The sequence below is a fragment of the Pseudoalteromonas sp. MM1 genome (genome assembly GCF_030296835.1).
Taxonomy (GTDB): domain Bacteria; phylum Pseudomonadota; class Gammaproteobacteria; order Enterobacterales; family Alteromonadaceae; genus Pseudoalteromonas.
In genome coordinates, this window is the sequence record NZ_AP027922.1 from 1506917 (window position 1) to 1519098 (window position 12182).

General features: G+C 41.3%; 14 protein-coding genes. All 14 read left to right on the forward strand.

Annotation, left to right across the window (positions count from 1 at the left end):
• The first annotated feature begins 59 nt into the window (after window positions 1–59).
• Window positions 60–584, forward strand: a complete 525-nt coding sequence (gene yceD, locus QUE46_RS06890; protein ID WP_055015064.1) for a 23S rRNA accumulation protein YceD — start codon at window positions 60–62, stop codon at window positions 582–584.
• A gap of 10 nt (window positions 585–594) precedes the next feature.
• Window positions 595–765, forward strand: coding sequence for a 50S ribosomal protein L32 (gene rpmF / locus QUE46_RS06895; RefSeq protein ID WP_004587686.1), 171 nt, complete (start codon window positions 595–597; stop codon window positions 763–765).
• A gap of 11 nt (window positions 766–776) precedes the next feature.
• Window positions 777–1814, forward strand: a complete 1038-nt coding sequence (gene plsX, locus QUE46_RS06900) for a phosphate acyltransferase PlsX (protein WP_286247089.1) — start codon at window positions 777–779, stop codon at window positions 1812–1814.
• Window positions 1815–1867: 53 nt separating this feature from the next.
• Window positions 1868–2794 carry an ACP S-malonyltransferase gene (gene fabD, locus QUE46_RS06905; RefSeq protein WP_286247091.1) on the forward strand — a complete coding sequence of 309 codons (927 nt, stop codon included), beginning with the start codon at window positions 1868–1870 and terminating at the stop codon, window positions 2792–2794.
• Between the two features lie 11 nt (window positions 2795–2805).
• The gene (gene fabG, locus QUE46_RS06910; protein WP_055015061.1) at window positions 2806–3552 is read left to right on the forward strand and encodes a 3-oxoacyl-ACP reductase FabG; all 747 of its coding nucleotides are present in this window, start codon (window positions 2806–2808) and stop codon (window positions 3550–3552) included.
• Between the two features lie 250 nt (window positions 3553–3802).
• The gene (gene acpP / locus QUE46_RS06915; protein WP_004587690.1) at window positions 3803–4039 is read left to right on the forward strand and encodes an acyl carrier protein; all 237 of its coding nucleotides are present in this window, start codon (window positions 3803–3805) and stop codon (window positions 4037–4039) included.
• 271 nt (window positions 4040–4310) lie between these two features.
• Window positions 4311–5549, forward strand: a complete 1239-nt coding sequence (gene fabF / locus QUE46_RS06920) for a beta-ketoacyl-ACP synthase II (RefSeq protein WP_055015060.1) — start codon at window positions 4311–4313, stop codon at window positions 5547–5549.
• Window positions 5550–5622: 73 nt separating this feature from the next.
• Window positions 5623–6426, forward strand: coding sequence for an aminodeoxychorismate lyase (gene pabC, locus QUE46_RS06925; RefSeq protein ID WP_055020422.1), 804 nt, complete (start codon window positions 5623–5625; stop codon window positions 6424–6426).
• Window positions 6420–7406 (forward strand): endolytic transglycosylase MltG, encoded by a 987-nt coding sequence (gene mltG / locus QUE46_RS06930; protein WP_286247098.1) that lies wholly within the window; start codon window positions 6420–6422, stop codon window positions 7404–7406. The genes pabC and mltG overlap by 7 nt, the downstream gene beginning before the upstream one ends.
• 7 nt (window positions 7407–7413) lie before the next feature.
• Window positions 7414–8040 (forward strand): dTMP kinase, encoded by a 627-nt coding sequence (gene tmk / locus QUE46_RS06935; protein WP_055015057.1) that lies wholly within the window; start codon window positions 7414–7416, stop codon window positions 8038–8040.
• Between the two features lie 2 nt (window positions 8041–8042).
• Window positions 8043–8957: a DNA polymerase III subunit gene (locus QUE46_RS06940; protein ID WP_286247103.1), complete on the forward strand. Its 915-nt coding sequence runs from the start codon at window positions 8043–8045 to the stop codon at window positions 8955–8957.
• 11 nt (window positions 8958–8968) lie between these two features.
• On the forward strand, window positions 8969–9295 hold the full coding sequence (locus QUE46_RS06945) for a PilZ domain-containing protein (RefSeq protein WP_004587696.1): 327 nt from the start codon (window positions 8969–8971) through the stop codon (window positions 9293–9295).
• Window positions 9296–9397: 102 nt separating this feature from the next.
• A complete protein-coding gene (locus QUE46_RS06950; protein WP_286247106.1) occupies window positions 9398–10177 on the forward strand; it encodes a TatD family hydrolase in 780 nt (259 codons plus the stop codon).
• Between the two features lie 3 nt (window positions 10178–10180).
• Window positions 10181–12040 (forward strand): alkaline phosphatase D family protein, encoded by a 1860-nt coding sequence (locus QUE46_RS06955; protein ID WP_286247108.1) that lies wholly within the window; start codon window positions 10181–10183, stop codon window positions 12038–12040.
• Window positions 12041–12182: the final 142 nt, after the last annotated feature.

Genomic DNA, 12182 nt, shown 5'->3' on the forward strand with positions numbered 1-12182 from the left:
ATGTAAAAATGCTTTTTTGCTTTGACTAACCAATTAACTATCTATATGATGCAGCCCCTATGCAAAAGGTAAAAATTCCCATCACTCTTCATCCTGGGAAAGCAGCGCAACACCGTTTATCTTACGATGGTATTGTACCGCTTGAAAAACTTGCTCGTTTACGAGGTGTTGTACAGGAAGAAGTAGGTGAAATAGCGGTAAAAATTCAGTGCAAAACTGATGAGCAAGGTTTAGTTGTGATTAGCGGCAATTTGTCCACACACGTAACTGTAACTTGTCAACGTTGTAATGATGATTTAGGGTTGGATTTGGATCAAGACTTTATGTATTCGCCAGTTGGTTTGGATGCTGAGTCAGATGATCTTCCTGAAGTTTACGATGAAGTAGAACTTGATGAAAACGGCGAAATTAACGTATTTGAGTTAATCGAAGACGAGCTAATTTTAGCAGTGCCATTAGTGCCTACCCACAACGAAGCTTCGTGCAATTACTCATCAAAGCCTGCTAGCTTTGGAGTGTTAAAAGCGGAAGATGATAAACCAAATCCATTTGATATTTTGAAACAACTTAAGAAAGATTCTTAGGAGAAGACTAATGGCTGTACAAAAAAGCAAAAAGTCTCGTGCAAGACGCGGCATGCGCCGTTCACACGATGCGATCAACGGTCCAACTTTAACAGTTGACCAAACTTCAGGTGAGACTCATCGTCGTCACCACGTAACTGCTGACGGTTACTACAAAGGCGTTCAAGTAATTTCTAACTAAGAGATTGCTTTATGCTGACTAATCTAACCATAGCGTTAGATATGATGGGGGGCGATTATGGCCCCCGTTCATCTATCCCCGCTGCCGTTTGCGCAGTAAATGCTCATGCCAATTTAACGCTCATTTTATGCGGCAACGAGCAAGTAATTGCAAATCAATTAGAATCCCTCGATTCACTTTCACACCCACGATTAATTATTCGCCATTGCAGTGAAGTTGTTACTAATGCTTGCGAACCCGCGTTAGCCGTGCGCTCTAAAAAAGATTCTTCAATGCGCGTTGCCCTTGATTTAGTTAAATCGGGTGAGGCACAGGCTTGTGTAAGTTCGGGTAACACAGGCGCCTTATTTTTTATGGCTCACTATGTATTAAAAATGTTACCCGGCGTTAAACGCCCTGCATTAATATCAGCTGTGCCAACAGAGCGAAAAACGCCAGTATACCTGCTTGATTTAGGCGCTAATGTACATTGCGATTGTGAAATACTTTATCAATTTGGCATTATGGGCTCGGTAGTTGCGGGGCAAGCGCTCGGCTGTGATAACCCTAAAGTGAGTTTACTTAATATTGGCTCAGAAGATATAAAAGGCCACGAAGGCATAAAGCAAGCAGCGCAACTTATGCAGCAAAGCCCTTATATTAATTACACTGGTTACAGTGAGGGCAGTGATATATTTTCGGGTAAGGCTGATGTTATTGTGTGTGAAGGGTTTGTTGGCAACGTTGCATTAAAAACCTGCGAAGGCATTGCTAAACTGATCATAAAAAAATTTACGAGTGCACTTGAAAAGCACTTAATTTACAAATGCATGGCGTTTATATTAAGTCCTATCATAAAAAAACTCTATAATCGGGTGAACCCCGACCAGTATAACGGTGCTTCTCTGGTAGGATTGCGCGGTATTGTCGTTAAAAGCCATGGAAATGCATCAGCAAAAGCATTTCAAGCAGCAATCGATGAAGCGGTAAAAGAAGTTGAACGTCAACTTCCAGATAAAATAGCCGCTATTTTCGAAAAAACACATTCTAAAAACTCGGCGGCCGAATAAATTTTAGGTGCCGTAGTTACATTAAATTTTTGTTTAATTAAAAAGAGCAAAGTATGGCACAAAAAATTGCACTTCTATTTCCAGGTCAGGGCTCACAAAGCGTTGGCATGTTAAGCGAGCTATTAGAGAGCTCTGACATTGTAAAATCAACCTTTAGTGAAGCGTCAAGCGCACTTGGCTACGATTTAGCAGCGCTGGTACTAAATGGCCCAGAAGAAGAACTCAATCAAACTCATCGCACTCAACCTGCATTATTAACAGCCAGTGTGGCAATTTACCGCCATTGGTTAGCTCAAAACCCTGATGCCGAAGTTGTTATGGCTGGTCACAGTTTAGGTGAATACTCTGCACTTGTGTGTAGTGATGTTATTAGCTTAAGTGAAGCGGTAAAACTGGTTGAAAACCGTGGCTTATACATGCAAGAAGCTGTGCCAGCAGGCGTAGGGTCTATGGCCGCTATTATTGGTTTAGGTGATGAAGAAATAAAAGCTGCGTGTGAAGAGTCTGCACAAGGTGAGGTCGTTTCACCTGTAAACTATAACTCACCAGGCCAAGTGGTTATTGCAGGGCACAAAGCTGCGGTAGATAGAGCTTCACAAGCGTGTAAAGACGCCGGTGCAAAACGTGCCTTACCACTGAGTGTAAGCGTGCCTTCACATTGTGAATTAATGAAGCCAGCGGCTGAAAAACTAGCTAACGATTTAGCGGCTTTAACATTTAATACACCTAAGTGTGATGTAATTAATAATGTTGATGTAAAAGCTGAAAATTCAGCCGATGCCATTAAAGATGCATTGGTGCGCCAACTATACAGCCCAGTACGTTGGACAGAAACAGTGCAAGCTTTAGTTGCCCAAGGCATAACACAAAGCTACGAATTTGGCCCAGGTAAAGTTTTAACTGGCCTTGCAAAACGAATTGATAAAGCAATGGTATGTGGTGCAGTAAACGATGCTGCCTCTATCGACGCTGCAAAATAAGAGTATATAAAATGACTAATTTATTTTCATTAGAGGGCAAAGTTGTCCTAATTACTGGCGCAAGCCGTGGCATTGGTAAAGCAATTGCAAACACCTTAGTAGCACAAGGCGCAAAAGTAGCAGGTACTGCAACAAGTGACTCAGGCGCAGCTAAAATTAGCGAATATTTAGGTGATAATGGTAAGGGTTATGCTTTAAACGTAACCGATCCTGCATCGATTGAGGCAACTTTGGCTGCAATAAAAGCGGATTTGGGTGATGTTGATGTGCTTGTAAATAACGCGGGTATCACCCGTGATAATTTATTAATGCGCATGAAAGACGGCGAGTGGGACGATATTATCGACACTAACCTAAGCTCTATTTTCCGTTTATCTAAAGCGGTATTACGCCCAATGATGAAGAAAAAGAACGGTCGTATTATTAATATTGGCTCAGTTGTGGGCACTATGGGTAATGCAGGTCAAGCTAACTATGCGGCGGCAAAAGCAGGTGTGATTGGTTTTTCTAAATCGCTTGCTCGTGAAGTTGCATCACGCGGTATTACTGTAAATGTAGTAGCCCCTGGTTTTATTCAAACCGATATGACCGATGAGCTAACAGAAGATCAAAAAGCGGCCACCCTTGCAAATGTACCAGCAGGTCGATTAGGCCAGCCTGATGAAATAGCAGCGGCAGTGTGTTATTTAGCATCTGACGCGGCTGCGTATGTATCGGGCGAAACTTTGCATGTAAATGGCGCGATGTACATGGTTTAAAAACCATTGCCAGTACTTTGAAAGCAAAATAACTTAAGTAAGTGGCCTCAAAAACATTGAATTTTTTGTGATCTTGCTTTAAACATACTTGAAATCGCTGTGAAAATAAGCGATAAAAGACCTAACAAACACTCAGAGGTTTGACCAGACAATTATTTATGGTCAAATCATTGAATCAGAGAATTATGCGGCGTAAACTACGCCGCAATCTGAAAATAACGCATTGGCGTTTTTAATAAAGGAAAGAAGAATGAGCGATATCCAAGAACGCGTAAAAAAAATTATCATCGAACAACTAGGTGTTAAAGAAGAAGAAGTTAAAAACGAAGCTTCTTTCGTAGATGACCTAGGTGCAGATTCTCTTGATACTGTTGAACTAGTTATGGCTCTAGAAGAAGAGTTTGATACTGAGATCCCAGATGAAGAAGCTGAAAAGATCACTACAGTACAATCTGCAATCGATTACGTATCAGCTCACGCTGAGTAATTAATCGCATATTAAAGGCAGCATTCGCTGCCTTTAATCTATATATCCAAACCACCTCAAAGTTCATGATTCAAATTCACCCGCTTTTACTCTCTACTACATTTATGTGTAATAGCATATCCTTACTTGAATTTGAGACTCGCACTTTGAGGTCGCTTGGGTATGAATTCCCTTTGTAATGCCAATAGATTTAAACTTAGTAAGACAAACTGCTTACTAAATAACAATACATTAATCGATTGGTTTAAATATCCCTTATTGGAGGCAAACCGTGGCTAAACGTCGAGTCGTCGTAACTGGCTTAGGAATGTTGACGCCGCTAGGTAATGATGTGCAATCAACCTGGCAAGGCTTATTAGATGGTAAAAGTGGTATACAAAACATAACCCACTTTGACACATCAAAATTTGGTACTAAATTCGCTGGACTCATCAATGACTTTGATGCAACTGCATACATGTCGGCGAAAGATACTAAAAAAATGGACTTATTTATTCAGTATGGCATTGCAGCGGGTGTTCAAGCCTTACAAGATTCAGGTCTTGAAGTAACTGAGCAAAACGCAACACGTATTGGTGTAGCAGTAGGTTCGGGTATTGGTGGACTTACCCTCATTGAAGAAAACCACATAAAACTGCTTAACAGTGGCCCACGTAAGCTTTCGCCATTTTATGTGCCATCAACCATTATTAATATGATCTCAGGCCATTTATCAATGATGCATGGTTTACGCGGTCCTAATATTTCTATTGTAACGGCATGTACTACAGGCTTGCATAATATTGGCCATGCAGCGCGTATGATTGCCTACGGCGATGCAGATGCCATGGTTGCCGGCGGTGCAGAAAAAGCCTGTACGCCAATTGGTATGGGTGGCTTTAATGCTGCACGCGCACTTTCTACACGCAATGATGACCCACAAGCGGCATCTCGCCCGTGGGATAAAGACCGCGATGGTTTTGTATTATCTGATGGTGCAGGCGTGGTAGTAGTTGAAGAATACGAACACGCTAAAGCCCGTGGCGCTAAAATATACGCTGAACTTGTTGGTTTTGGTATGAGTGGTGATGCATACCACATGACCTCGCCACCGGAAGACGGTGCAGGTGCTGCACTTGCAATGCAAAATGCACTAAACGATGCACAAGTAAATGCAGAGCAAGTAGGCTACATTAACGCACACGGTACATCGACTAACGCAGGCGACAAAGCCGAAACGCAAGCTGTTAAAACTATTTTTGGCAGTGCAGCTAAAGATGTAATGGTTGGCTCGTCTAAGTCGATGATGGGTCACCTATTAGGTGCAGCGGGTTCAGTAGAGTCTATTATTTCTATTTTATCGCTGGCCGATCAAAAAGTATCGCCAACCATTAACCTTGATAACCCAGATGAAGGCTGTGACCTAGATTACATAGCCCACACTGCACGTGATGCAAAACTCGACTTTGCATTGTGTAACTCATTTGGTTTTGGTGGGACTAATGGCTCGTTGCTATTTAAAAAGGTATAATCTTTTTTAACAACGAACCACATTATAAGAGCTCAGTTGTTTAACTGGGCTTTTTTTATGCAAGCCATTTAATATGCAAACAATAATAACAACCGATGATACAAGTGCGATAAATACGCGCGATAGAGGCCTTAACTACGGGGATGGCTTTTTTACCACTGCCAAAGTAAGTGCAGGGCAAGTAGAGCATTGGCAATACCATAAAGCACGTTTGATAGAATGCGCCGAGCGCTTAGCGTTTCCGGCAATTAATTTTACTGAGCTTGAGCAGCATATTAAAACAGCCATTACTGGCTGCAAATTAAATGTCCTTAAAGTAGTTGTTACCCGCGGAGAAGGTGGGCGAGGTTATGGATTACCACAACATACCCATTTAACCATTTTAATTACAGTATCAGCGTTTCCACAAAACTACTCAGCATTAGTTAAAAGCGGGGTAAGTTTAGCTTTAAGCCCAATTAAATTAGCATCTCAGCCATTACTTGCAGGCTTAAAAACGCTTAACCGTTTAGAGCAAGTGCTTATTAAAAATGCCATGGCATCTCAACAGTGCGACGATGTTTTAGTACTCGATCATCAAAACAATGTCATTGAAGCGTCAGCCGCTAATGTGTTTGCAATTGGCAATAATACACTTTACACACCAAGCCTTGAGCAATGCGGTATAAAGGGGGTTTATCTGCAATCGTTATGTGATAAATTAGCGGTTGAATTTAAGCACGTTAGCCTAAATGAGCTAACCCAAGCACGCGCTGTATTTATATGTAATAGTTTAATGGGTGCAGTGCCCGTTAACCGTATTGAGCAACACCCCTTTAATGTTGAGCAAAGCATGCGTTTATTAAATGAATTACTAGCCAAGGAGGCTAAGTGTTAAAAGTTATTTTATCGGTATTATTGTTAGCTTTAGTGACAACGCTAGTAGGGTATCAACAATTACAAGCAACAATAACAAGCCCGCTAAATATAGCTACCCCTGTGCAATTTGAAGTAAAAAAAGGTATGGGCTTTAACCAACTTTGTAAGCAATGGGAGGCTAATAATTGGTTAAAAAGTTGCTGGCGTTACCAAGTGATTGCAAAGCTTGACCCAACGCTAACTGATTTAAAAGCGGGTTTATACCAACTAACCAATACAAGTGTTATAAATAACATAAAAAAAATAAACAACGGTGAACAAATTAGCTTTAGCTTTACCATTATTGAAGGGCAAAACTTACGCGAAGTAATAGCAGCCATTAGTAGTGCGCCGCATTTAACTAATAATTTAAATGTAGAGCAACTAGCCCAACAAATAGTGGGCGAAAAAGGCCATTTAGAGGGATGGCTATTTCCAGATACATACCATTACCACAGCGGTGATACTGCCAGTAGTTTATTAAAACGTGCGGCCGTTAAAATGCAGCAAACACTTGAACAAGCATGGCCAAAGCGTGCACAAAACCTACCGTATAAAAACGCATATGATGCACTGATCATGGCCTCTATTATTGAAAAAGAAACCGGCCTAGCCAGTGAGCGCCCGCTAATAGCCGCTGTATTTATAAATAGATTAAACGCCAATATGCGCCTACAAACAGACCCAACCGTAATATACGGCCTAGGAGCGGATTTTGACGGCGACATTAAGCGAAAAGATTTACGCGATTACACACCCTATAACACATATCGCATTAACGGGCTGCCGCCTACACCCATTGCCATGCCCTCAAAAGCCGCTATTTTAGCAGCGCTTAACCCACCGCAATCAGAGTATGTTTACTTTGTGGCTAAGGGCGATGGCAGTCATCAATTTTCAACCACGTTAAAGCAACACAACGCGGCAGTTAAAACGTATATATTAAATAAAACGAATTAAACCTTATATGAAACCAAAATTTATTGTTATTGAAGGCCTTGAAGGTGCGGGCAAATCAACGGCTATTTCGTTATGCCAAGACTTTTTAAACAAAAAACAAATAGACTTTATTAACGTGCGCGAGCCTGGAGGCACGCCGCTTGCGGAGTCTTTACGAACGCTTGTAAAAGCAGAGCACAAAGAAGACATAGCCTTTGAAACCGAGTTACTTATTATGTACGCAGCGCGCTCGCAACTTATGCATAATGTAATTAACCCAGCACTTAATAACGGGCAGTGGGTATTGGCCGATCGCCACGATTTGTCATCTCAGGCCTACCAAGGAGGCGGGCGCGGCATTAGCGCTAATACCTTATCGTCTTTGTCGTCTATGGTGTTAAAAGGATTAAAACCTGATTTAACCATTTACCTAGATATAGACCCAGTAATCGGTCTTGAGCGTGCTAAAGGCCGTGGTGAGCTTGATAGGATAGAGCAAGAAGCCATTGAGTTTTTTCAGCGTACCCGTATGCGTTATGTTGAGCTGGCAAATGACGATAGCTCAATAAAAACGGTTGATGCCAATCAAAGTATTGATAAAGTACATCGCGATATAACCAACGTACTACGCACCTTTTTTGAAGGGTTAAAATAGTAATGGCATTGCCGTGGCTTAATAGCGTAGAGCAACAGCTTGCGCAAAGTTACAAAGCACAGCGTTTTCATCATGCGCAGCTATTATGCGGGCCTATTGGTGTGGGTAAGTTTGAGCTAAGCGAACAATTAGCAAATAGTTTGTTATGCCAAAATATTAATACCCACATGCAAAGCGAAAACAGTAAGCTAGCCCCGTGTGGAAAGTGTAAAAGTTGTGCTTTAACGCATGCGGGTAACCACCCCGACAAACGCTTAACGCAAGTTGAGGGGCAAAGCATTGGTGTAGACGATATTCGCGCGATAAGCGATTTTATGAACCACTCTGCTGCACAAAATGGGAATAAAGTAGCCATTATAGAAAACTGCGAAAAAATGACCACGGCTGCGGCAAACGCATTACTAAAAACGCTAGAAGAGCCCAGCAATAGTCGCTTTTTAATTTTAACAACAAGCAATACCGCGCAGTTACCCGCCACTATTTTAAGCCGCTGTGCCAAAACAGATATAAAAGTTGCTAACTCAGAAGCAGCCAAAACCTGGTTAGCCGATTTAAATATTGGTGACTATGTGTGGTTGCCTTTGTTTTATACACAACCACTGTTAATTAAACAGTGGCAAGCGCAAGAGCAGCTGCAACACATTGATACTTTATATAAATTTGCAACTGAGTTTAAACAAAGCCATAATTTTAGTCCGCTTGTTAATATTATAAATAAACAACCTGAGCTAATACGCATTTTTACATTATTTTTAAGCGAGCAATTAAAACAGCAGCTTATAAAGGGTTTAAGTTTTGACGCGTACCAAAGTGCGCAGCAAGCGGTGAATGAATTTTTACAAAATAGCACAGAGGTACTTGGGCTTAATTTACCTCTAGCAGTGTCGCGTTTAGCGCATGCCCTGCGTCACATTTAATAGGAATACATATGCAAGAACTTTTAGTTGATGTAGACAACCTTGACGAGCTTTATCGCTGCTACATGCCATATTTAAAAAAAGGTGGCCTATTTGTGCGTACCAACATGCGCTACGAAATTGGCTACTCTTTAGCACTAAGAGTGACGTTACCAGATGCGCTAGAAGATGACGTTGTAACGGGCAAAGTTGCCTGGATCACACCACAAGGCGCACAAAGCTCAAACCCGCCAGGTATTGGCATAAGTTTTTTAGATGATAAAACAAACCTAAATGCTAAAATCGAAAAGCTATTAGGCACTATGTTAAACTCTGGTAACCCTACATATACCATGTAGCTCAATGAGCTATTTTGCTCGTTAATTTGTAATACATACTTTGTGATCAAGTATTATTGCAAATTGGTATAACTTAATTTTTAAAACAATACAGGCCGTATAGTGATTGTAGATTCTCATTGCCATTTAGATCGTCTTGATTTTGACAAACTAGATTTAAACTTAGATCAAGTACTCAACAACGCTCGTGCAAAGCAAGTAGAGCATTTTTTATGTGTAAGTGTCACGCTTGATCAATTCCCAAGCATGCTTGAAAAAATTAAACATTACGACGATGTATCGGCATCGTGTGGCGTGCATCCGCTTGATCAAAAAGATGCTCTTAATAAACAGCAGCTTATTGATTTAGCATCGCATAAAAAAGTGGTCGCAATAGGCGAAACAGGCCTCGATTACTATTATTCAAAAGACACGCACGCAGTGCAGCAAGCCAGTTTTGTAGGGCATATAGAAGTAGCAAACGAATTACAAAAACCACTTATTATTCATACCCGCGATGCCCGAGCCGACACCATAAATTTAATGCGTGAGCACAAAGCAGAAAATTGCGGTGGCGTATTGCATTGCTTTACCGAAGATTGGGATATGGCCAAAAAAGCGATTGATATGGGATATTATATCTCTATTTCAGGCATTGTTACCTTTAAGAATGCCGTAGAGCTTAAAGAAGTAGTAAAACAAATCCCACTCGATAGGCTACTTATTGAGACTGATTCGCCGTATTTGGCACCTGTACCGTACCGTGGTAAAACAAACCAGCCGGCGTATGTAGAAGATGTTGCCTACTACATTAGCGAACTTAAAGGCATTAGCTTTAACGAGCTTGCAAAAGCCACCACAGATAATTTTTACTCACTTTTTAAATTAGCAGCAAAAGGCTAACACATGACCACTCAATCGGCGCAACTCCCGCTTTTATTAATGGGGCCTATGGTGCGCCGAGCTGAGCAACGTAGTATATGTATTCAATTTGCTACATCGCGGCCTGGCAATTGCCAAATTACACTTGAAAACCAACAAAGCTACAGCGAGCAGCAAAGCATTGCACTAGGTAAACACCTTTACCTGCATTTTATAATTATAAAACCCGTTGATAACCAGTTTCCGCTCGATACCTTATTAGCGTATACACTTCACATAAACGAGCAGCAAATTGATTTATCGCCTTGGTGTTTTAAAGGGCAAACAGCGCCTTCGTTTGTAATTGCAAATAAGCTAACGCATATTTTACATGGCTCGTGCCGCAACGCACATCACCCTGCAAAAGACAGCTTAGTATCGGCCAGTGATTGGCAAAATACACAACGCAGCAATAAGTTGCAGGGCGCACAACTTTTACTCCTTAGCGGGGATCAAGTTTACGCCGATGATGTAGCCGGCCCCATGTTACTGGCTATTCATCAGTTAATAGATGAATTAGGACTTTATAAAGAGCAACCGCTTGCGCTTAATTTACCAGCAGATATAAATGACCAGCTTTTTAATCGCCATCATTACTTACCTAAAACGCCATGGCAAAAACGTTCTAAATTAGGTGTAGGGTATTGGCTAAAAAAAGACGAGCCTCATTTTTCTAGCGTAAAAGCGCATAATCATTTAATTCACTTTGAAGAATTTATTGCGCTTTACCTACTTAACTTTAGTGCCGCCGCGTGGCAAAGCGTTGATATACAAAATATGCATTACACGCAAGGTAATGAAAAAAACAACGCTATTTTTAACGCCGAAAAAAAAGCGTTAATAGACTACGCTAAAGGCTTAAATAGCGTAGAACGTTTATTTGCTAATGTATCTACCTTGATGATGTTTGACGATCACGATGTTACCGATGATTGGAACCTAACGGCAGGGTGGGAGCAAGCAATAAATCAAAACCCAAGCAGTAAACGTATTATTAATAACGGGCTGATAAGTTATTGGTTATTCCAAGGGTTGGGTAACGACGCTCTACACAAAACAGGTGCACTAATAAACGACTTTAAACAAAGCCGCAGCGCTAATAATAGTTGGCAGTTTAAAGGCTTTGATAAACCCTTAAACGAATTTAACTATTGGCATTATGAGCTTACCACCACGCCTAAAGTGGTCGTGCTTGATACCCGCACGCACCGCTGGCGTAACGAAAGTAACTTTAATGAACCTTCAGGCTTACTTGACTGGGAGCGCTTAACAGAGCTTGAAGAAAGCCTGCTGAGTCACAGCAAAGTAATTATTGTATCGCCAGCCCCCGTATTTGGCGTTAAATCAATAGAGGCAATACAAGCGGCGTTTAATATGTGCGGCCAGCCACTTATGGTTGATGTAGAAAACTGGATGGCACACGAAGGCTCCGCCAAAAAGCTGCTTGATACATTTAGGCGCACAGACACACCTAACGAAACGCTTATTTTATCGGGCGATGTGCATTATTCATTTTGTTTTTCGGTGCAAAAGCGTTTTGGCGACCACCCTAATAGAATATGGCAACTCACCGCCAGCGGAATTAAAAACGAATTTCCGCGTAAGCTCATTAATGTACTCGATAAGCTCGACTCAATATTATACGGCCCCAAAAGCCCGCTTAACTTTTTTACCAAACGCTGGCACATGGAAGTAGATAAACACCAAACCAAAGGTGAAGGCCAAAAATACCTAGTAAGCGACTCCGCCATTAGTTTAATTACATTAGAACAGGGCGACTTAGCCCGCTATCAACTAATCCACGGCGACGGCCATTTAACTGAGTTTGATTTAGAGCATAAATAAAGCACATTATTGGTTTTTGTAGACGTAGAGCTTGCTCAAGTTAGAAGCGCAGCTTCTTGTAAAAGATCAATTGCACAAAGAGAAGAAAATTAGGAATAAATGAGAAGACATAACCAATCCTGGCATTTTATTTATCACGACT

Bases quoted from the DNA above. Each gene is read 5' to 3' on its own strand.
- yceD (WP_055015064.1), top strand. From the start codon at position 60: ATGCAAAAGGTAAAAATTCCCATCACTCTTCATCCTGGGAAAGCAGCG.
- rpmF (WP_004587686.1), top strand. From the start codon at position 595: ATGGCTGTACAAAAAAGCAAAAAGTCTCGTGCAAGACGCGGCATGCGC.
- plsX (WP_286247089.1), top strand. From the start codon at position 777: ATGCTGACTAATCTAACCATAGCGTTAGATATGATGGGGGGCGATTAT.
- fabD (WP_286247091.1), top strand. From the start codon at position 1,868: ATGGCACAAAAAATTGCACTTCTATTTCCAGGTCAGGGCTCACAAAGC.
- fabG (WP_055015061.1), top strand. From the start codon at position 2,806: ATGACTAATTTATTTTCATTAGAGGGCAAAGTTGTCCTAATTACTGGC.
- acpP (WP_004587690.1), top strand. From the start codon at position 3,803: ATGAGCGATATCCAAGAACGCGTAAAAAAAATTATCATCGAACAACTA.
- pabC (WP_055020422.1), top strand. From the start codon at position 5,623: ATGCAAACAATAATAACAACCGATGATACAAGTGCGATAAATACGCGC.
- tmk (WP_055015057.1), top strand. From the start codon at position 7,414: ATGAAACCAAAATTTATTGTTATTGAAGGCCTTGAAGGTGCGGGCAAA.
- QUE46_RS06940 (WP_286247103.1), top strand. From the start codon at position 8,043: ATGGCATTGCCGTGGCTTAATAGCGTAGAGCAACAGCTTGCGCAAAGT.
- QUE46_RS06945 (WP_004587696.1), top strand. From the start codon at position 8,969: ATGCAAGAACTTTTAGTTGATGTAGACAACCTTGACGAGCTTTATCGC.
- QUE46_RS06955 (WP_286247108.1), top strand. From the start codon at position 10,181: ATGACCACTCAATCGGCGCAACTCCCGCTTTTATTAATGGGGCCTATG.